At 60.9% G+C, this 19,966-nt stretch carries 20 protein-coding genes and 1 pseudogene; 2 read left to right on the plus strand and 19 right to left on the minus strand.

What is annotated here, in order from left to right:
• Positions 1-2 precede the first annotated feature (2 nt).
• From AB0K08_RS14260 to AB0K08_RS14275, 4 genes are all read right to left on the minus strand, one after another.
• On the minus strand, positions 3-572 hold the full coding sequence (locus AB0K08_RS14260) for a hypothetical protein (RefSeq protein ID WP_363355561.1): 570 nt from the start codon (positions 570-572) through the stop codon (positions 3-5).
• A 17-nt stretch (positions 573-589) separates the two neighbouring features.
• A complete protein-coding gene (locus AB0K08_RS14265; RefSeq protein ID WP_363355563.1) occupies positions 590-1,045 on the minus strand; it encodes a single-stranded DNA-binding protein in 456 nt (151 codons plus the stop codon).
• A gap of 89 nt (positions 1,046-1,134) precedes the next feature.
• Positions 1,135-2,919, minus strand: a complete 1,785-nt coding sequence (locus AB0K08_RS14270) for a TraM recognition domain-containing protein (RefSeq protein WP_363355565.1) — start codon at positions 2,917-2,919, stop codon at positions 1,135-1,137.
• Positions 2,916-3,455: a hypothetical protein gene (locus tag AB0K08_RS14275; RefSeq protein WP_363355567.1), complete on the minus strand. Its 540-nt coding sequence runs from the start codon at positions 3,453-3,455 to the stop codon at positions 2,916-2,918. The genes AB0K08_RS14270 and AB0K08_RS14275 overlap by 4 nt, the downstream gene beginning before the upstream one ends.
• A gap of 143 nt (positions 3,456-3,598) precedes the next feature.
• Between AB0K08_RS14275 and AB0K08_RS14280 the strand changes: the two genes are divergently transcribed.
• Positions 3,599-4,546, plus strand: coding sequence for a hypothetical protein (locus AB0K08_RS14280; RefSeq protein WP_363355569.1), 948 nt, complete (start codon positions 3,599-3,601; stop codon positions 4,544-4,546).
• Here AB0K08_RS14280 and AB0K08_RS14285 read toward each other — a convergent pair.
• From AB0K08_RS14285 to AB0K08_RS14315, 7 genes are all read right to left on the minus strand, one after another.
• Positions 4,532-6,031, minus strand: coding sequence for an ATP-binding protein (locus tag AB0K08_RS14285; RefSeq protein ID WP_363355571.1), 1,500 nt, complete (start codon positions 6,029-6,031; stop codon positions 4,532-4,534). The genes AB0K08_RS14280 and AB0K08_RS14285 overlap by 15 nt on opposite strands.
• Positions 6,028-6,810 carry a hypothetical protein gene (locus AB0K08_RS14290; RefSeq protein WP_363355573.1) on the minus strand — a complete coding sequence of 261 codons (783 nt, stop codon included), beginning with the start codon at positions 6,808-6,810 and terminating at the stop codon, positions 6,028-6,030. The genes AB0K08_RS14285 and AB0K08_RS14290 overlap by 4 nt, the downstream gene beginning before the upstream one ends.
• Positions 6,811-6,958: 148 nt before the next feature.
• A complete protein-coding gene (locus AB0K08_RS14295; RefSeq protein WP_363355575.1) occupies positions 6,959-7,381 on the minus strand; it encodes a hypothetical protein in 423 nt (140 codons plus the stop codon).
• Positions 7,378-8,376 (minus strand): hypothetical protein, encoded by a 999-nt coding sequence (locus tag AB0K08_RS14300; protein ID WP_363355577.1) that lies wholly within the window; start codon positions 8,374-8,376, stop codon positions 7,378-7,380. The genes AB0K08_RS14295 and AB0K08_RS14300 overlap by 4 nt, the downstream gene beginning before the upstream one ends.
• 118 nt (positions 8,377-8,494) lie before the next feature.
• Positions 8,495-9,964 carry an SCO6880 family protein gene (locus tag AB0K08_RS14305; RefSeq protein ID WP_363355579.1) on the minus strand — a complete coding sequence of 490 codons (1,470 nt, stop codon included), beginning with the start codon at positions 9,962-9,964 and terminating at the stop codon, positions 8,495-8,497.
• 5 nt (positions 9,965-9,969) lie between these two features.
• A complete protein-coding gene (locus tag AB0K08_RS14310; RefSeq protein ID WP_363355581.1) occupies positions 9,970-11,325 on the minus strand; it encodes a conjugal transfer protein TrbL in 1,356 nt (451 codons plus the stop codon).
• 34 nt (positions 11,326-11,359) lie between these two features.
• On the minus strand, positions 11,360-11,668 hold the full coding sequence (locus AB0K08_RS14315) for a DUF6112 family protein (RefSeq protein ID WP_363355628.1): 309 nt from the start codon (positions 11,666-11,668) through the stop codon (positions 11,360-11,362).
• 246 nt (positions 11,669-11,914) lie between these two features.
• Between AB0K08_RS14315 and AB0K08_RS14320 the strand changes: the two genes are divergently transcribed.
• Positions 11,915-12,664, plus strand: a complete 750-nt coding sequence (locus AB0K08_RS14320) for an HNH endonuclease signature motif containing protein (protein ID WP_363355583.1) — start codon at positions 11,915-11,917, stop codon at positions 12,662-12,664.
• A 58-nt stretch (positions 12,665-12,722) separates the two neighbouring features.
• On the opposite strand, the gene AB0K08_RS14325 is transcribed toward AB0K08_RS14320, so the two are convergent.
• The 8 genes and pseudogenes from AB0K08_RS14325 to AB0K08_RS14360 all read right to left on the minus strand — a co-directional run bounded on the left by AB0K08_RS14325 (position 12,723) and on the right by AB0K08_RS14360 (position 19,885).
• Entirely contained in the window at positions 12,723-12,989 is a 267-nt protein-coding gene (locus AB0K08_RS14325) for a DUF6112 family protein (RefSeq protein WP_363355630.1), read from the minus strand.
• A 17-nt stretch (positions 12,990-13,006) separates the two neighbouring features.
• Positions 13,007-14,185, minus strand: a pseudogene (locus AB0K08_RS14330) (M23 family metallopeptidase); the annotation flags it as partial.
• A gap of 9 nt (positions 14,186-14,194) precedes the next feature.
• A complete protein-coding gene (locus tag AB0K08_RS14335; protein WP_363355585.1) occupies positions 14,195-14,875 on the minus strand; it encodes a hypothetical protein in 681 nt (226 codons plus the stop codon).
• 33 nt (positions 14,876-14,908) lie between these two features.
• Positions 14,909-15,907, minus strand: coding sequence for a ParB N-terminal domain-containing protein (locus AB0K08_RS14340; RefSeq protein ID WP_363355587.1), 999 nt, complete (start codon positions 15,905-15,907; stop codon positions 14,909-14,911).
• On the minus strand, positions 15,904-16,770 hold the full coding sequence (locus AB0K08_RS14345) for a hypothetical protein (RefSeq protein ID WP_363355589.1): 867 nt from the start codon (positions 16,768-16,770) through the stop codon (positions 15,904-15,906). Before AB0K08_RS14345 ends, AB0K08_RS14340 begins: the two co-directional genes overlap by 4 nt.
• A gap of 453 nt (positions 16,771-17,223) precedes the next feature.
• A complete protein-coding gene (locus AB0K08_RS14350; protein WP_363355591.1) occupies positions 17,224-17,871 on the minus strand; it encodes a DUF2637 domain-containing protein in 648 nt (215 codons plus the stop codon).
• Entirely contained in the window at positions 17,868-18,788 is a 921-nt protein-coding gene (locus AB0K08_RS14355; protein ID WP_363355593.1) for a bifunctional DNA primase/polymerase, read from the minus strand. Before AB0K08_RS14355 ends, AB0K08_RS14350 begins: the two co-directional genes overlap by 4 nt.
• Positions 18,785-19,885: an ArdC-like ssDNA-binding domain-containing protein gene (locus tag AB0K08_RS14360; protein ID WP_363355595.1), complete on the minus strand. Its 1,101-nt coding sequence runs from the start codon at positions 19,883-19,885 to the stop codon at positions 18,785-18,787. The genes AB0K08_RS14355 and AB0K08_RS14360 overlap by 4 nt, the downstream gene beginning before the upstream one ends.
• Between the last annotated feature and the right edge of the window lie 81 nt (positions 19,886-19,966).

The following is a 19,966-nucleotide window of genomic DNA, read 5'->3' on the forward strand; positions in this document are numbered from 1 at the left end:
TCTCATTCGTGCACCTCACCTGTGCGGTCATCGATATTCGCATAGAAAGCATCCTCGGCTGCTTCACGGGCAGCGACTTGGTCGAGCACGAACTCCACAAAGTCGGCATCACGGTCGTCGATGACCTTCTCAACAACTTCTTGCATGTGCTCATCCCCAGGCCATGGAGTCTGTCTCGTAGGGCGATCTCGGTCTCGACGTGTGCCGCTGGCGGCTACCCAATCGCGGAGACGACCGCGTGCGTCGGCGAAATCGCGATGCCAACCCAGGGGAGCGGAGCCATCTTGGTCAGGGTCATAAGCGCAAAGCCAGTGCAGATGGAGTGCTGACAGCTCCCAAAGAAGCTCAGGATGTCGATGCCAAAGTGGCGGAACCTCCGATGCAGGCAGGCCATACTCCTGTCGCAGCCAGTTGACCCAACGATTGAGTTCTAGCAACTCTTGCTCAAGGTCGTGGGCTGTGAGTAGGTTCCAGTTGATCGGGTGTGGCGGTCCGGCGACTGGTTCTGGTCCAAAGCTGGGCTCCGACGGGTCGTCGAAGGCGCCCTCGGGAACGTTGCGGTCGTTCATCATTGTGCCTCTCCCGATTCTCAGCGGCCGAGCACCGGAGCGTCATTGCTCGGTCGCTGCCTAGGGGAATCGAACGCGCGGTTCGGCTCTCGGCCCACTGCTTCGCGCCCGGCTGGCCGGGTTGCTCGGTCAACTTCGTACCGCGTGCGCGCTGTGTCATGACCGATGCGCTTTGCGACGAATTCTTCGCCTTCAACCTTCTGGCCATCACGCTCGAAGCTGTACTCGTGCGAATAGCCTTCGGCAATGAAGTTGTCGCCTTTACTGAACCTTTCATTCGCGTGTTCCGCTGTTCGCCCAAACACCACGAGGTGATGGTAGGTCGTATCGGTCTGAGTGAAGCTGCCGTCGTCCTCGCGTCGAAAATGCTCCTGCCCGAAACGAAAGTACAAGCGAGAATCCCCGTTCGACGAGGTGGTGAGTTTCGGGTCCGTGGCAACGAAGCCCGAGACTGACTCTTGCGTGTGGATCGACATGATCAATCTCCTGACTTTTTGGGCGACCGGAATGCTTGGTCGCTGTATCAGTCAGGTGCGCGGACGATCCCGCGCTGTCGTGCCATTACCTACTCGTTGCCGGGCCGGTTTTCGAGCAGTGTTTCGATCTCGCTCCGTTCGCGCTTGAGCGACGATGCGTCGGAGCGTTTTGGCCAGGGCAGCAGGTCGACGATGATCGGCGGAGCTGAACGGAGCAGCACGACGCCGGTACCGAACGGCATTGTTCGGATGCGATCGGGCGGCATGATCGGTACCCGTCGTATAGAGCGTTGGCTGGAGCGTGATCCGTAGTCTCCGAGCGTCACAGAATCGGTGAACTCGTCGCGTTCACCGATCAAGGTCGAGAGGTCTTGCAAATCCCGGGAGTTCGATGCGCCACCGAGAATGATCTTCGCGATGCTCGCGTCCCAGATCGCAGCGGCTTGATTCTCACTCCATCTGTCGCGGGCCTGAGCGAGCGATTGCAGCACAGGCATCGTCGTGATGCCAGTTCCTCCGCCCTCAGCCATGAGCGTCGGCAGTGACGGTAGCGGTGCAAGGTTGCCGATTTCATCGAGTGCGAGCAACATGGGTGGGTCAAGTCGTGCCCCGGGTGATCGAGCTGCCATGCGGCGGGCGGTTTCGACGAGATCCTCGACAAATGCTGCAACGAGCGCGGCACTGTTCCCCGCGCCCGCGCCAGTTGCGAGCAGATACAGGGTGCCTTTGTCGCGGATGAATGCTTCCGGGTCGAAGGCTTCGTTTGGACCGGGGCTCACCGCGTCGAGCACACGAGGGTCGGCGAGCGCTGCGAGTGCGAGTGAGACACCCTGCCAGATAGAGTCGCGGGTGCGTGGATCGGTCTCGATCATCGCTTCAAGCCCCTCGGACCAGCCGGTCGCAGCACGAGGTGAAGCGTTCAAGATAGCAACAGCATCAGCGGCCGCTGATGGGTCGAGCGTCCAGCGGAAGAGTTCTGCGGGTGTGCGATCGTCAAGTGCCGCAGCATGCAGCATCGCTTGCAGCGCGACACGAGTCTTGCCCTCCCAAAATCCGCCTCCATCGACGCCCCCGTCGGCAAGTCCGGTTGCCGACGCAAGACCGGTAGCGCGAATCATCGCAGTTAGAGGATCCTCACACCCACGAATTGGAGACCACCGCAGGCCCGCGGGCACGCCCTCTGCGAGATGCTGCGGATCAAAGACCATGACCGGTCCGACTCGCATTCGTGCGCGCAACGTCGCGGTCAGATTGTCGGGCCTAGTTGAAGTCGTCACGACCGCGCCCGGCGCATCGAGGATCGCCGGGATGACAATGTGTAGGCCCTTACCTGAACGTGGCGGGCCAATGAGCAGGATCGAGTCTTCGACGCTGGCCCACACGTCCTTGCCGCGGGACTGGCCGAGCCGGTACCCAACATCAGCGGACCCTGGCTTCTCTAGTGACGGGCGAAGCGTGCCAGCTCGTCGTAGCAAGGCTTTCGACGATGCGGTGGCCTGCACTTCATGTCCTGTTGCGGTGCCCGGAAGTCTGCGTGGGTCGGTGTCAATCTTTCGTGAGTGCCGCCGCCACCGACTCCAGACCCACATGAGCACAACGACAAGGATGGTGAGCATCGCCCCCGCCACCAGCCAGTACACGAACGGGTTCAACTCTTCGGCACCGAGTGCGCGGCCAGGATCGGTGGGATCAAATAGGACACCGATGCCGCCTGCAATTCCTTCACTGGGCTGGTCCACTCCAGTGAGAAATGCCGCAATCGAACCAGCGGCACCAAGCACGAGCGTGAGCCCGAACGCGCCAATGAGTGCAGCGATCAGGATGTTGGTCATCTCGTCGCCGAGCGAACCGGACTGCCGCCCCTGCGTGCTCATCGGAGCTGCTCAGTCACGATGCGCCCCGAGACGTACCCGATGAGCGCCACCTCGCGTGTTTGGCTACCGAGCTGGTCCAGGTCGATCACTGCGCGAGCTACCCCGGAGGCATCACCTTCTGCGGTGCTCACGGGAATCGCGACAAGAACATCCTCACCTTGGATGAATCCGTCACCTGTGATCTCGATCAGTCGTGGTGGTCGCCCTCGCCGTGCTCGTCGAGAGTCCGGCTGCGCAGCGGGCTGTGTCGCTACGTCAGTCGCCTCAGTCGCGCCGTGCCCCGCGTGGATGATCTCTGTGTAGACGCTCCCGTCGCTTTCGCGTACCTCAAGTCGTATCGAGCGACTGCGCTGCCCGGTGAGCGTGTCCAGCAGTTCGCCGAACTGAGCCCGGCTCCAATGCTCTGCATAGATCGGAGGTGGAACCTCGATGCCGTCGAACGTTGCTCTGACCGCGCCCATTTCTCCCACGGTAACTACCGCCAAGGGTAAGTGAATAGGTGCGGGCTCGTCGATGAGTGTGTTCTTCGAGTTCATGCTCAATAGGTGCGATTCTCCTGCCGACTACCGGACCGCACTGGCGAAGTATCGTCCTCGGTATCCATTGGCCGTGAATCGGCCAGTGCCTTAACGCTCTGGTTCTGAATCACCATGGAGGAGGAGATCGGTACGATTTGAGCATGAGTAAAGATCGTTCACGTCAGCTTGCAGCCCTGGCAGGAAAGTACATTCAGCGGCAAGGCACGGACGTTTCGGAGCGTGAGGCTCAGGGGCTCATCAGCAGTTTGCTCGACAGCTGGAAAAGGCAGATGGGTGACAGGGATGGCGTGATGTCTAGGCCAGATGGATCCCAGCTCCGACATGACGAACTCCGGGTGCCGAAGCTGCCGGTTAGCGATCGAAGCGTGCACACCCGACAAGACCCACCGAAGAACGTTTCCTCGGCACACCTGGCCGACCACGCGATTCAGAATTACCACAATCTCATGCGCGGTTTCGACGAGATGGTGGTGAGTGACGATCGAGAATCCCTGCGAATTCACCTATCAGCTGAGTTTGTCATGATCCGAGCACTCATCGAGGCTGCGTCACTAGCCGTCTGGATATTGGGGCCTGAGGACAGCGACACGCGGGTTGCTAGGGCGATGAGGTTTCGACACACGGAGCTAAATTTCTCGAAGAAGCTGGCGATCAGATTTGCTGATCTGATTGGCGATGGGGCCGAGAGCGAGGCCAACGCGCAAGTGGAATTTGTTGACGGCCAGATTCAGGATCTTCGCTTAATTGCGGATCGAGCCGAAATCACCTGGGGGAAGGTAAGGCCCTCTGCAAACCCAGGTTTGATCGCGGAGGAGGCGGGTTCTTATGTTCCGGGACTAGGTCCGGCGCTGACTTACTGGTACTGGTCAACGGCAAGCTCAATTGCGCATGGTGAGCCAGAAAATATCAGCCAGCTGTCGGACGTGAGATTCGTCGGTGTAGATGTGCGAGATGAGCCGGTTGCGCATATGGAACCCAGTCTCGTGACTATCTGGAATCACCTACAAGTTGCACACACGATAATTGAGGCAGCACACATGCTTTGGAACAAGAGAGCGGCTTCTCCAAGCCGATCAGGTGAAGCTTGATGTGCCGGTCATGCGGCCGGTCGTGTCGAATAGTTCCAGCTCAGCCGGGTGTAGTTGGTGCTGGCATACGAATGATCGATCCTTGATGCGCCAGAGTCCCTGGCCGACACCGAGACCGGGCAGGAGTTTCTGTTCGGTGCCGGTGAGCCCGAGGGACTCAGCTGTGACGCCGAGTTGGTCGGACTCTTGTCGGTAAATGATCCTCGTCTCAGCGTTTGCGAGCAGGCTGTTTGCCAGCGCGCGCATGGCTGAACCTTGATCGCCGACGTTTTCGAGGTCGGTGAGTTTGTGGAAGATGAGCATGTTGGCGATGCCGTAGTGACGTGCGAGCCGCCAGTGTGCGTCCATCCTCTTCAGTAGTGCTGGGTGCGACATGAGCCTCCAGGCTTCGTCGTAGATGCACCACCGCTGCCCGCCATTCGGGTCGAGCAGCGCTGACTCCATCCATGCAGACGAACAGGTCATCAGTACTGAGATCAGAGTCGAGTTCTCTGCGACACGTGAAAGGTCGAGTGAGATCATCGGCAGGGTCGGGTCGAACCGCACGGTCGATGGTCCGTCAAAGAGTCCCGCCAGGTCACCTGCGACGAGACGTCGAAGTGCGTGGCCTACCAGGCGGCCATCTTCTGTAAGGCGACCATCGGGATCGGCTGCGATGCTCGGCGACAGTATCTGGTCGACGACCATGGGCAAGATCGGCACGGAGTTGGCTCGCACAGTCTCGGTTAGAGCGGTGTCGATCGCGGTGTGTTCCAGTGGAGTGAGCGGGCGCGTGAGCACCGTTTCCGCGAGTGCGCCGATGAGGTCTCGCCGACGAGCGGCGACGGTCGATGCCCACGTCTCGTCGGTCATCCCGAGTGGCCTGTAACCCTCATCGAGAGGGTTAAGCCGTGTGCGAAGTCCGTGCCCGAGCACGATCGCCCGACCACCAACAGCTTCGGCCACTGCGGTGTGCTCACCCTTGGGATCACCGGGCACGTAGACGCGTCGCCCAAATGGGAGCGAGCGCGTGTAGAGGCTCTTCGCGAGTGACGATTTCCCGGAGCCGACGATGCCCGCGAGCACAAGGTTTGGGGCGGTGATTAATCCTCTCGCGTAAAGCACCCAGGGGTCGTACACGAACGAGCCGCCCGAGTAGAGATCCTGTCCGACGAAGACGCCGTCGGACCCGAGCCCGCCTTCGGCGAGAAATGGGTACGCACCGGCAAGGGTGGCTGAAGTGTCCTGATGACGCGGGAGCTTGAACTTGCCGGGAGAACGCAGCTGGGCAGGTCCCGGTGCGCCTGCGTCCGGGAGGTAAGTGGTGGATCGACGCTCTGCTTGTTCCGCCTCGTACTTCATTCGCAGGGCATGCTTCTCGGCTTCACGCTGCGCTACATGGAGCTTCTTCGCAGCGTCGCTTCTCTGCTTGCGAGCCCGACGCTTCTCAGCTGTCGGTGCGATGAGCACCGAGGTGTGCAATCGTTCGGTGTCGTCTTTGTTCACAGTCCGATCCCCCTTGCTCGCTTGACCGCTGCGACACCGGGGTGTTCGAACCATGACGATGCTGATGCACTCGGCTGCATGTCGTGTGCGAGTGCACCTGCTTGAATCGGGCCCTCTTCGGTAATGGCGTCGGAGGAGCTGATCTCGTGGAGCCGGTAGAGCCCGACGTGGCCGAAGGAGTGACTGAACGTCATGTCGTAGTTCTCGCTACGCACCTCTTGCTCCAGTGGACCGGTAGGCGGCAGGTCGTAGACGTAGCCGTTCTCAAGAGCTGCCTGGGTCGTTTCATCCCCGTAGTCCCAGTTCTTCAGATAAGCCAGTGCTGCGTCGGCGCCTTCGTCGTCGATCATTTGCAGAAGCTCATCGGCGTCATCACCTTGCAGAAAGCAAACACCTATCCATCGCTGGACAGGAGCCGGATGATTCGAGGGCTCGGTGTGCCACGCGATTCTGCCAGCCGCTGACATCGCCACGTTCAGGCGTTCCTCGGCCTGGTCAATGAAGGTTGCTGCCTGGTGCAACTCGTCAGCCGCAGCCAACGCATCCTTCGACCCTGCCAAGTGATCTCCGCTGTCATCGAATGCCAGCGGCCTGTTCGAGGCGTGGGCAGTGGCGAGTTGGTCGAGCACCTGCCGCAGAGATCGAACCCCGCCAAGCAGATCGCCGACAACACCGTACATTTCTTGAGGACGCTCGAAGCGTCGGCTTGCATGCGCTAGACCGCGCAGCGCCTCGGATGCTTCACCGGCATCGGCGCCGGGATCGTAGAACGTAGGCACGGTGACCTCCTCAGTTGGTGGTACTGAGTAGGTGTGCACGCTAATTCCGGCGTGTCACCAAACGCGTCTAGGCTCCCTAAGGCCGCATGCTCTTGTATCCGTGCACCCGAGGTTTGGGTTGTTCAGCGGCCACGCGGAGAATGCACGTTTAGAGCTCGATAACTTTTCCACTTTGAAGAAACTCTTGCACAACGAGGGTCGGGCTCTTGAGGTCTTTGAACGGACTTGTTTGCGCGAGTTCCGTAATCGCTGTCAGTAGCTCAGAAACCTGTGCGCCAGCATCTTCTCGATCTGAAATGAGTGCCGAATCTAGGTTGTCGAACAGCCTTCGAAAGTTCTCTCGTCGCTCGTCGAAGGTGCGATCAAGTGCAGTGAGCAGAAAGTCGCGTTGTACATGGATAATCTCGATCTGGCTTTTTTCCCAGGCTTGAATTTCTTCGCGTTTGGTTTTCTCCTGCGCAACCACTTGCACCCATTCGTTCGCTGATGCAATAACGAGATTGAATGTGTCTACCACCATCGCGGGACCGGGCTTTGGCAGCAGGGCTGTTACGGACTTGGAAGTAGTCATGAGTATTTCCTCAGTATTTCGACTGATGCTTCAGTCAGCTCTCCGGAGTCAGGGTCGAGCACCGGTGTGTTCAGAATTTCTTTCACTGCAGTGACTAATTGGAGTGCACGTAGAAACTCACTCGCGTGCTGGTCTGGGTCAAAGGTAACCTGCTCCAAAGTGGTGAGTGCTTGAGTCGAGCGTTGTGACAGCTCAAACAGAAGGCTGCGCAACTCACTGATCCGTTCTTGAACTGCCACGAGTAGATCTTGTGCGAGAGCAATTCGTTCAATCTCGATAGCTACTGAAGATACGAAGTCCTTAGATTTTGTCTTGGATTTTGCGCCCACGATACCCATCGTGAACCCGCCTATTAGCAGGACAGGCACAGCAGCCGTCAGGCTGAGTACGGCCGCGCCAGCAGCCATTCCTCCGCCACCTGCGGCAATAGTTCCGCCGCCTAGCGCGGCTAGCGTGGCATTCTGTGCGGCGGCGCCACTAAGCGAAGCGATAGCGGTTCCGGTCCCTGCTGAAGCAAAAGTTGAGACACCCCAGAGCGCAGCCGCGGGCGCTGCAGCCCCAGCACCCACAGCGCTGACGATGCCCGACACTCCAGTGGTAACGCTCTCAGCTCCAGCGACATACTTCGGGATGTTCGGAACGCGAATACGAACGCCATCGACCTTCTTGAAGTTGAGCCGTTTCACGAGTGCTTCGTTGCGTTCGAGCCAGTCGGCAAACCTTCCCACGTTCTCTCCGTGGACCGTCATCTGGAACTCACCGTAGCTGTGGGCGGCAGTTTCTGTGTCGATCCGTACAGCCTCACAGTCCTCAAGGGCGGATTCGAGTTTCTTGAGCGCTGCATTGCGTAGGCCGCGTCCTTTGGACATATCGACTACGCCTTTAGCTCCGGCGGTTACAGCAGCAACTACACCGACACCGAGGGGTACCAGAACTTTGGGCCCGGCTTTGAGGAGTCTAGGGGCGCCTTTGATGGCGAGTTCGATGAACCCCATAACCCTCCCTTAAATTGCCTGCCGACCTGGCTCCATGCTACCGGTCGTGCTGATTCTGCTTCAGCACCTTCGAATCGGAGAGAGGCCCGAATGGGACGCGCAGACTCTCGCGCTCACATCAAACGACTCGACAAAGAGGTAGCGCCGCCGCGGTGAATGCCTGAGCCTGCTGGCCGACGAGCAAGCGAGTCTCGCAGGATGCCTGGATGGCGGCCTGCTCGATCGCCGCAATAGAAGCGTCTAGCTCTTCGGCGCTCGCCGCCGAGACGCTGACGAGTCCGGTGTAGCGAAGCACGCCATGCCCGGCAGTCAGATCGGCTTCCTGCTGAAGTACGTCGTGGAACTCAGCGGTTTGTGAAGCGTCTTCGATTTGTCCGATCCGTTGCCGCTGATGGGCGTCAGAGATGTACTCAGTCTTCTTCTTGCGGATGTCCCGCGCCGCCTGGTCAGAGCGCATCGGTGTGCAAAGAAGTGAGAACGAACGCTGGATGCCGCTAGAGAGCAACACCGGCGCGAGGAACCCTGGGTACACCATCGACCTCGGCCACTCGCTGATCCACAGCACCGCATGATGAGCAGAATCCGTGCGTAGCCCCGACCAAGACTCATTGACTGCTACCGGCCCAGCAGTCGCAAGCGACTGACCGAGTTCACCGTGGCGTTCGAGCGTGGCAGCCACGGCGGGATCGTAGGCGGAGCGCAGAATCACCGCGATTTGCCCGCAATTGAGCCACGCAGAGGGTGCAAGGTCCGCAGACCGAAGCGCAGCGACCAGAGTCGACATCTCCTGCCGCAAGACCGCAGCACCGCCACGAACGCCGCCGCCAGCGGTGCGAATCTGACGTGCCGCGGCGCGCATGTCGAGCGACAGCGACAGCGTCGTCGCGTGACGCTCCCCAGTCGGCCCTGCCCGCTCGATGAGTTCCGCATAGGTCGTTGATGCCCACGTGTCATCCTGCGTGCCGTGTGCTTCCCACCATTCGGCAAGCCCAGTGCCTGAGTCAGGCAAAGTCCGTTCCAACACCTGCAGCATTGAGACCCGCCCTGATCGGCAGACAGTCGCGAGCACTCGCCCCCACGACGCCACGCGCCGCTCCTGCTCACCAGGATCGAGGAGCACGAACGCCGGATGGGTCACTTGGAGTACGGCGGTCAAAGTTCCAGCTGCAGGATCATGGATCATCCCTGCACCTGTCACGGGATCCTCGTACTCCCGAAGCCGAGCCATATCACCAGGCAAAGCAAGGGTTCCTGCGGGTCGAGGTGTCACGACTCTGCGGCGGTACAGCAACTGCCCACCTGTGGACTTCCACATCCACCAAAACGCGACGGGGATCCACTCAACGATTACACGCCCCGCAATCGGTACCCAGGTGAGCACAGCAGCGAGCACCCAGACAGGTGAGGTGAACGCGATGAGCATTCCGCCTCCGGCGTAGAACGCCCACACCAGAGCACCAACTGCAACGCCAAGGGTGATGAGCTGTGACACCGAAAGGCCAAGGAGGATGCCGCGTCGGGTGAGTCGGGAGAACTTCACCGGGGTCAGTTCACCGGCGCTCTGATTGGGCGTGTTCTTCGAAGCCATGGCGGTCACTCTTTCGGTAGTTTCGGTGCAGGCGGCGCGGGCCTCGGTGGGGCCGGATCAGCCGACGGAGTTCTGGGCTGTGGCGCGGCAGGTCGGGCCGACGGCGCCGGTGCTGTCGGCGCACCGGTTTGGGCGGCAGAACCCGCCGCAGTTTCAGCAGCGCCACCGACTGCGCCACCGGCTTTTGGTCCTGCTGTTGCGGCCGTTTTCGCAACTTCAGCTCCGATGACGACCGCGGCGGCAGGGCCAGCGGCTGCCGCACCTGCTCCGGCACCGCCCGCAGCAACCCCACCTGAGCCTCCAGCTGAACTCGCAGCCGCTCCACCACCTGCCCCGGCGGTCGCAGATTTCGTTCCGGCTGCGCTCGCGGCCGATCCGCCGCTGCCACCGCCACCATCAAGAACCTTCTTGACTCCGTCACCCTGTGCTTTCGCGGGTACGGGAACGGGACGATTTACGGCGCTCTTGGCCTCTTGTTCGCTACCCATGGCGTGGTACAGATCGAAGCCGAGGAACGAGATGAACCGGTACACCATGTACGGGGCAAACGCTGCGATAAACAGCAGCACGATCCCGCTGACCGGTTCGGTCACCGCAGCGAGATCAACGGCAATGGGCGTCGAGATCTGAGTGATAGCGATCAGGAACACGACTACGAGCACAAGCTTCGAAACGATCAAAGCGATGACAAACGCTGCCCACTTTCCGACCCATCCGCGAGTGACATCCCAAGCTGCACCGGCGAACGCAATAGGTGCAAGCACGATTGCGACCAGAAGCAGAGCCTTACGGATGAGGAGCGAGAACCACACAATCGCTACCGCACAGATCATGAGCCCTGCAAGGAAGATCGTCACGATCGCGCCTACACCGGGAGCGGCGACGTTGATCGTCGCGAGACCGGCAGTTAGGAGCATGATCTTGTCACCCATGGTGCCGGTGGTTTCGCCTGCGGCCTGCACGATTCCGATGCAGAGCTGATCAACGATCTCCAGTGCCGTCGCGGTCAGAGTGATCACGACGAACGAGCCCAGGACCGCCTTCGCCGCGCCCAATGCTGCACGTGAGAGTGCGGCGGGTTCGCGCCGGATTAGGCCTAGCACGAGCTGGAACGTGAAGAACAGCAAAATGACGAATACGCCGATGCCGAAGAGCAGGTTGTAGACGCCGAGGTAGCCGTCGCTTGTGACGTCGACGAGGGTGGTTGAGTCGAAGACTTGCCACATCGTTTCAAGCAGCCACCCGGCGGCTTGCCCCATGGTTGAGGCGAGCCAGTCGAATGGCGCTGAGACGAGAGTTGCCGCCGCTTCACCGGCGGTTTCGCAGACTGCTGAGATGACGGGGATGTCGCACACACTCATCAGATGCCCCCTTCGGGTTAGTGATGAGTGCGGGTTAGACCTGCTGGCCGACGGCCCAGAAGAAGTTGATCAACGTCACCGCTGCGCCGCACAGCACTGCGGCACCGCATGAGACGAGCACGCCGACCTTGCCGCGCGATGCCAGATGCGGGTTCGAGGAATTCGACCCGAACCCCCAGACGATCGCTGAAATGATGAGGGCGAGCACGCTCAGGATCAGGCCGACGGTCATGACTGCACCGACGATGGTGCGCAACTGAGCGATGCCAGGCAGGCCAGAGTCATTCGGTGTGATGTCGATGTTCATCGGCACCAACGTGGTCAGATGAGCGGAAGCTTCCATCAGTGGCGAGGCGAGTTCAAACACAGCGTGCTCCTTGCGGTAGAACCGCCAGGTTGGCGGCAGACGAAACATGGTCGTCAAGGAGGTGTGCAGCAAGCTTCCGTCCGATGATGCAAAAGAGCGGTAGCGCTGCCGCAGACGTCTTACTGGTTGATTGCATGGTGCGCATGGGTGGGCCGAAGATTGTCCCCTGCATGAGGGTTGAGATAATCGGACTATGAATCGATGCTCATTTTTCGAGCGCTTATGAGCGTTCTCAATGCCACGCGGAAGCTTCTCTGGAGCCGAGCGCACAATGCGTGTGCGATTTGCAAGGATCCACTCACCGTTGATGCTGATAGTGCGGAGCTTCCAGGTGTTGTTCTAGGCGAGGAAGCCCACATCATCGCTCGGAGTGCTGATGGTCCTAGAGGTCGCGACGGCGACAGAGCAGGGCTCGATGATTACGACAACATCACCTTGTTATGTGCGGCTGACCATAAGCGAATTGATGCGCAACCGGACGTCTTTACTGCCGAGCATTTGCGAAAACTCAAGTCTGAACATGAGCAATGGGCTGCCAAGAAGTTTGCGGACCAGCCCTATCAAGAACCAATCAGGCTCGTGCGAACGGTCGACGAAGACACCGTTCCATTCGTTGAAGTAACAAACGGCGCTGATCTCTGGAGTCTGATTAACCGAACTCACTCACGTTATATGTCAACGGTTCAGGGCGACGTTACCGCTGCGGCGGCACGTGCGTCAGACTTGCTACTTGATACCTCAAGCGACTGGGCTGATATTTCAGATGAGGTTGCAGCCAACGGTTTTTCGGCCATTCGCGAGGCTCAAGCCTCGTTGCAGGAGCTGCTCGATGATGTAAATTCGCACGATCTATTCGTTATTGGTCGCCGAATGATGCGCACGCTCGTCGGGGGTGGGACTGAGCCAGCTCCCTGGCCAATCGTTCAACTAGTCGTACTTACTTCGAAGCAGGCTGAAGAGATGAGAGCTTGAGGCTGGATCCTCTCGACTCAGATTCCCAGTGCTGCTCGCACCCGGCAAGTCGAGCATGTCAAAGCTGACCGCCGAGGTTGATCAGCCAGTTGATCCAGGCAACGCCGCATCCGGCGAGGGCTGCCGCTCCGACAGCTACGAAGACTCCGGCACGCCCCTTGGACGCGAGTCCCGGGTTGCCGGATGACGAGGCGACTACCCAGAGAATCGCGCTGACGATGATCATGAGCACCGCAACGACCAGAATGATCGTCAGCATCGCGCCAATGACGACCTTGAGATCTCCGATCCCGTCTAGACCACCGAAGTCAGGAAAGACGTTCATCATGCACCCCAGATCGTGCAGCCGGAAGGTCCGGCAGTTGCTTCGGGAAGGTCGGCGGCATTGTGATCGTTGAGCCAGGCGGCAGGGTCGATCATGTCGCCGCTTGTGCCTCCGGGTCTCACCTCGAAATGCAAATGTGCTCCAGTTGACTTCCCTGACGACCCAACGTCGCCGATGTGTTGACCTGCGATCACGCGTTCGCCCGCGATCACGTGGATGCCGTGCTGCCACATGTGCGCGTATGCAGTCGCGACTGTCTCGGCCCCGAGGTGGTGCTCGATAACGATGAGCCCGCCATAGCTGCCAGAGAACTCAGCGACTGTGACCACACCGTCGGCTACGGCGAGAATCGGGGTGCCGTCGGCTGCCCCGAGATCGAGCCCATAGTGCGTGCTCGGCTCGCCCGTGATCGGGTCGATGCGGGAACCGAAGTGTGAGGTAACCACCCACGTTCCCTCGGGCAACGGAAAAACCACTCGCGATGCCGCAGATGGTGCTGAGACTGCGGCCAGTGTTGCTACATCGGTTGATGCTGATGTCGTGATCCCGCCGCTCCCCGTCGTGAGCGCGACGAGGATCGTTTCAGCGACCGGCGCGTAGTTGTTGTATCGGTCGGGGAACGCCGAAACTTCGACGGCTTGGGCGACTTCTCCGAGGCCCATTGTTTGCCATCCGGGGATATCGAGTAGGCCCCTCGGCGATGGGTAGTTCGGTCCGGTTGGCCCGCCAAAGAACGCTGCGGCCTGATACTTCGGGTCCATCAGTTCGGCGACCGTTCCCCAGCCTGCCTGCGGGCGCATCTGGAAGAGGCCGAGCGAGTCGTGGTCAGACCCGTTCCCGTCATTCGGGTAATCGCCTGATTCTGGGTACGTACCGGTGTTTGCAAGCATCCGCAGCGTCGACTCGGTAAGCGCTGCCATGAGTGAGATCTTCAACGCGTCACGGGTGATGCCCTCGATCTGCGAACCGACAGTGATGATGGTGGCCGCGTGGGTGAGCTGCTGCTTGTTCAGCTCGAATGTGTAGCCGTTTACGGTGGTCACGGTCAGCGAGTCGGGCACGTTCCGCACAGTCAGACCACTCACGGCACAGACTGCCGTCGAGGCGGGATTCATTATGAGCCCGATGCTCACAAGACCGAGCGTGGGCGCGAGGAACATGGCCGCGACGGCTCCGATGGCAAGTTTCTTCAACATCGGCGCCTCCTACCTGAGCGGGTTGTCCAGCTGCGAGAGTCGCAACAGGTAGCAGGGGTCGCCGTCGGGTGGGCACGCCAGAAAAAGCGTGAATGCGACAGGCACGGTCAGAGTTTCCGCGGTGCCGTTCCACACGCCGTCGCGGTGACGGGTGCCGTCGATCGTGTACGCGATTGCCCCGGGCGGGAGTTGGCCGGGCCTCGCCTGCGCGGCGGCATCTGCCCACGAGTCGGGAACAACGACCGTGTCGATCTCGATGCGCTGGGTGGTCGCATATTCGCGGAGTTTCACCCATGCCCCGCGGGTGGGCATGTAAGTCGCGATGTCAGAGGCGAGCCCCGCCTGCTCGTAGCCAGAGGGATCACCGACTTCGAGAATCGCTGAGGTGTAATCGAGCGGGACGAGGCCCGACCCGGTGTCCCAGGTAAACAGTGCCGTTGCGACACGATGAGCGAATAGCTCAGGATCGTTCGTGGGCACGATGCGCGGCACTTCAGGCCGGAATGAATCCGGTTGTGACGGTGCAACGGGAGCTGGCGGAGAGGAAGTCGGAGGCTCTTCGGGTGGCGTGTTGTGGGAACCAACGAAGAGCCCATATCCGCCGACGGCGATCAGTGCGACGAGGATCACGCCGCTGACTGTCAGAGCGATGAGCTTACGGCGGGCGCGCGAATCGGGTGAAGTCTTCATGCACAGGAGGTGCTCATGCACTCCCGGTGCTACTCAGACTGCACGGAGGTTGGGCCGTGTCTCATTGTCGCCATCGAGCCGGTCGAGCGCTTCGCGGAGGCGGTCTGCGAACTCGACCCAGTTGTCGATGACAGTGAAGAACATTTCTGCCTCGGGCTCGGTGAGCTTTGCAGCAATCACGACCGGGTCCGTGGCTGGTAAGAGGTTGCCGAGTTCGGTCCATGTGATCACGAAAGCGCGCACCGGCATCGGCTCCATCCGTGCCGCGGCCGAAGAACGTGGCGCACGCCGTTGAGGCTTCTTTTCCGCTCGCACCTCGGCGAGCTTTTCCTCAGCGAGTCGGTGCAGCAACACATCGCGGTCGGCCTTCGCAGCGGCGAGCAGCTCCTTCGTCTGCTCCCATACGGGGTGGACCGGAGCACCCTCTCGAATGTCGTCGAGAAACCCTTGGGCTGCAGCACGTAGCTCCTCAGGCTGATTCGGGTCTTCGGCGACCCGCTGAATGAAGTTGATCTCTTCAAGGCGGGTGTAAGACGACTTACCGGTGATCATCTCGGCGGCTTGGCGGCGCGCGTCTCCGCGAGGCCCCTTTGACGGTCCCGCCGATTCGGCGGGACCGGACATTTCGCGGTTTTCGTCACCATCGAACTGTGTTGCAGCCTTTCGCTGCGCTGCATCCTCCGCCAGGATGACCTTCATTTCTCGGTACAGTTCTGCTGCCTCCAGCTGGCTGAGGGGCTTGTGGAGCATGTTGTCGTTCTGCTCGGCGAGCATGTACCCGAGCTGAGTGGAGATCCCCGAGCGCACCCAGACTCGCACTTCAGTCCAAGCGAGTTGCTTGATGGCAGCAAGACGCCGCGCACCGCACACGAGCACACCGTCAGGGGTCACGGTGATCGGCTGTAACAAGCCATCGCGTTCGATTGATGTCGCGAGCGCGTCGATATCGCCGAGGTCTTTGCGATGCCGGTTACCGACATGGATAGAGTCGACGGTTCTGATGACAACGAAGGTGTCTTCCTTGTCGCTCATGATCGTTCACCTCGGTTCGGAGCGGCCAGCGCGATCTGGAACACGAGTTCCTCGTCGTGCAGCAGTGAGTGCACCGTTTCACCAAGAAGCAGGCGCAGCAGAACGCCGCGGCCCGCTGAAGTCGCTTGTAACGCGGGGTGGGTGTTGCCGAGAATTGCGCGAAGCAGCACCGACCAGGAATTTGCGGGCAGGTCGAGCAGCACCAGCGCGTGCTTGTCACGTCGGAGCGCTTCGTAGGCACTTGCACGAGACCCCGAGCGTTCAGTTGCTTCGCATACTCGGTCGATCGCAAGCCGCGCAACATCCTCGGGCCAGTCAAGCAAGGTAAACAGCCGCACTGCATCAGTAACCGCAGAGCGAGCGGATGCACGCGCGGTAGAAGTCTCCGTGATCGGCTCATCGTCTGCGGGATCCTCATCAATTGTGAGGTCGTCGGTCGTGCGGAAAGACGGGTGGTAGTCGGAAAGAGGCGTCTCACGGTCAGAAATGCGCTCAGGGTCGTGCAGTTCAGAGATGTGTGGGCGGCGAGCCTTGTTCGTCGAGCACAGCAACCCTTGCCCGCGTTCTTCAGCGATGCACGTCACCTGGACGCCGCGAGTGACGACCGCCCAAGGGTCATTAGCGACGCGAGTGGAGCGGAGACGCATGACGTCGAAGGCGGCGCTTGCTGCCTCCCACGGGTCGAGGCCGTGCTTGCGGGCGAGGGTCGCGTACTTTTCGGCGGCGAAACTCATCAAGTCAGCGGCGACCGGGTCGTGCTGCCATGCGCCGGGTCCCTGCTGATGCAGTCGATTGAGCACTCGGCGTAGGCCTTCGCTACTCGTGTAGTTCTCGGCCGCTGTCTCATGGGTTGTTGTACTCATTGTGGGGAACCTCCTGGAAGGCAGGTGCACACCGGTTCCCACGAACCGACTCTTCGTGTGTGAACGCATCATCATCTACCTCCCTGTCGCCACCTGCTCAGCGCATGCCGACAGCACTCCGCTCAGCACCGCGATCTGGGGCACCACGCCCGAACGCTGACAGTGGCGGGAGCTTGCGTGCACGTTGCCCGATGGCGTGCATGCCGTCAGATGTGGCGGTGCGAGCGCGACGGGCTAGTTCTTTCTGGAAGTCGATCCCGGCTCCTGCGACCCTCGAACCGCCACGGGCCACCAAATCTGTCGGACGCACCCATTCAACGCCGCGAGCCGGTGCTGTGGCCGGATCGAGCATCAGCCCTCGTTGCCGCTTGGCCGCTGCGGCTTCGACTGCATCAGGGGTACCTTCGATCCCGGCAATGTCGCCGGGAGTGGATCGGGACTCTTCTTTGACGTTCATGATCGTTCCTCCAGTGATTCGGTATTGGTAAGCAGGTGTGCGCCGGTGTCCTCTTGCTGCTGTTCGTCAGCGATGAGCCAGCGGCCGATAGTCGAGGGATGTACGTCAAGTTCGTTCGCGATCTGTTTGTTTGTCCACCCCATGCCGCGCAGCGCCATTGCGAGATCCCGGCGATCGGGTGCCGTTGGCTCGTCCTCAACCTCTTCGAACACCTCGGCTAGCGGTTCAGTTGGTGTGGTGTATGCCCGCGCCAGGATCACTGTGAGGTGTGTGATCGCGAGCAAGACCACTGGTGGGACCGCGGCGACGGCCCCAGCAAGGATGCTGGGCACGTCGGCATCGGCGGCGATGATGGCGTGGATGGCGTTCGCCGTCACCGAAACGATCGCGCCACCGACGAGAAGCGCCCACGGATACCAGGCGTTGCGTTTGCCCGCGAGGGCAACGACGGCGACAGTTGAGACGACGATGATGCCGTCGACGATGAGTGGCCACGCCCAGGCCTGCCCCGAGCCGATGCCTGAACGCAGGGCAAGATCGGTGAGCGCGGTGAATGACAACCAGAACGCGCCGACGGCGATGAACACGGTGCCGCAGACCGCGGTCCGCACCGCCCAGCGATGACCATTTGGTGACCTGGTCATGAGAGCACCCGTGCGTGGGTCGAGGCAGGCGGTGGTCGATCAAGCGCTGATGCTGAGAGCGACGCCGACTCTCGCGCAGGAGCGCCGTGAACAGTGCGGTAGGCCGAGCGCACCGTGGTCGTGACTTCGCGTTCGGTAAGACCCGCGTTTCCTCCGGCCTCGGCGAGGGCGTCGAGCGCGGTGGTCGGCGAGATGTCGTTCTCGGCCAGCTTGCACGCCGCCCAGAACAGCCCGTGATTCCTTTCACCCTGTTGCAGGCGTGACACCCATGACGCGAGACGCTCAACATCCATGGGGCGATCAGCCCTCAACTGGCGACGTGGCTGCTCGGGTCTTGGATCGAGGAACTCGCGCAACCGATTCGCATCGAGGTTTCCGGTGTCGCCGTAGTTCACCCGTTCCACTGTGTAGTGCTTCATTTGATCGCCGACCATGCGTGCCGACGGCGGCACGATGATGTAGCCGCCGTCGCCCCGAAAGTCGATGCCCGAACCTGCTGACTGCCAAGAGCGCTGCTCGGCTGCATCCGTCGCGGGGAAATACAAATGCATGCCGCCAGAGGGCGTGCGTGCCATCAGCTCCCATGCGGAAAGGAGCCCAGCGTGTTTGGCACGCGTAGCCGCCTCGTATCCGTTCACTCGACCGTGCACATCGACGTCGACAGCGACGACACCGGATGCTCGACCGGTTGGAATCGCAAGTGACGCGCTCGGCACAGACGACCACCAGGCTCCGACCTGCTCCGCGTTGGTGCTGGCGTCGTGAAAGCCGTGGCGCGTGATCGGTCGCTTCGAATCAGCCCAGACTGGGAACACGGGCACGCCGACCGAAGCAAGCTTGTTCGCCACCGCGAGAGTGCTGACACGATCGGGCATCTGCCCCAGCACTGCCGCAAATGGACTCAGGTCTGCGCTCATGAGAGGCTCCTCGCCACAGCTGCCACCGGTTCTCGTCGAGGCGTAACGCCCGCACCGCGACTGACCGATGTTTCAGCGGGGCCGTGCTCCACTTTGGTGTTCTGACGCTGCGGCACGTCTCGTTCAAGACCAGGAGGAGTGCCGTTCCCGAGCTGTTCGGTGTCGAGCTGATCCAGGATCTTCAGCGCGGTGACTCGCACCCGATCGCCGGTAGCCTTGACGATTTCAACGGGCTCTTTGCCGTCAACGTTCGCTGCCCAACCCGCGACGTACGGGATCGTATAGCCGCTGGTGTCCATGCCGTGCGCAGCGCCGATCATCAGCGCGACTGACTCGGCCTCGACTTCACCGATGCCGCGGTGCAGGCGCGCATCGCTGCTCTCCGGGTCGTGCATGAGCACGTGCCCCAGCTCGTGTGCGAGGGTCTTCACCCGTGCGGCATCGTCCATGTCTGCACGTATCAACACGGTGTGATTGGTGTAGTTGGTGACGCCATTCGCGCCGTTGATGGATGCCGCATCCGGTGCGTCACTCAACGTGAATCCGGCAGCTTCAATCTGCGCTGCAAGTCCTGCCCACAAGCCCTCGGGTGCTTCGCCTTCGAGAAGCTTTGGCGACGGCGTTTCAGGGAGCGGATCACCCGCAGTTTGAGAGGCATCCCACACATAGGCGGGGCGCACGCCGATCATTTTCGATCGCACAACTTCACCGGCGCGGGGCTTCTCAAACTTTTTCAGTCTGTGCCACGACTCCGCGTCCGCTGGGGTTGCTGAAGCGAAGCGGCCGGTGACCGGTGCAAGAATCTGATAGCCGGGTTGCCCCTTTTGCACTTGGCGACCGAGATCCTGCCACTGCTTGTATCCGGCGACGTACGACGGCATCGGGTCAGGCACCAGCCCCTGCTCGAACGCGGCTTGATGCTGCACCCAGATCAGAAGAGTGTTGTTGAAGGAGCGGCTGCGGAAATTTGCAGCGAACGTCAGTGCGCGTTTCCAGTCGTCGCCCGATACCAACTGCTCGACCGCACCTGTCAGTGTCTGGTGCAACTCATCGAGCTTTGCGTCTCGCGCGGCGCGGCGATCCTCGTTCGTGGCCATGACCCGGCCTCCTCTCTGATGTGCCACCGGGTGAATCCGGCGGGCAATACATCTGAGAGGTGGGTATGGCGGCCCTGGCTG

The sequence above is a fragment of the Citricoccus sp. NPDC055426 genome (assembly GCF_040677445.1).
Lineage (GTDB): Bacteria > Actinomycetota > Actinomycetes > Actinomycetales > Micrococcaceae > Citricoccus.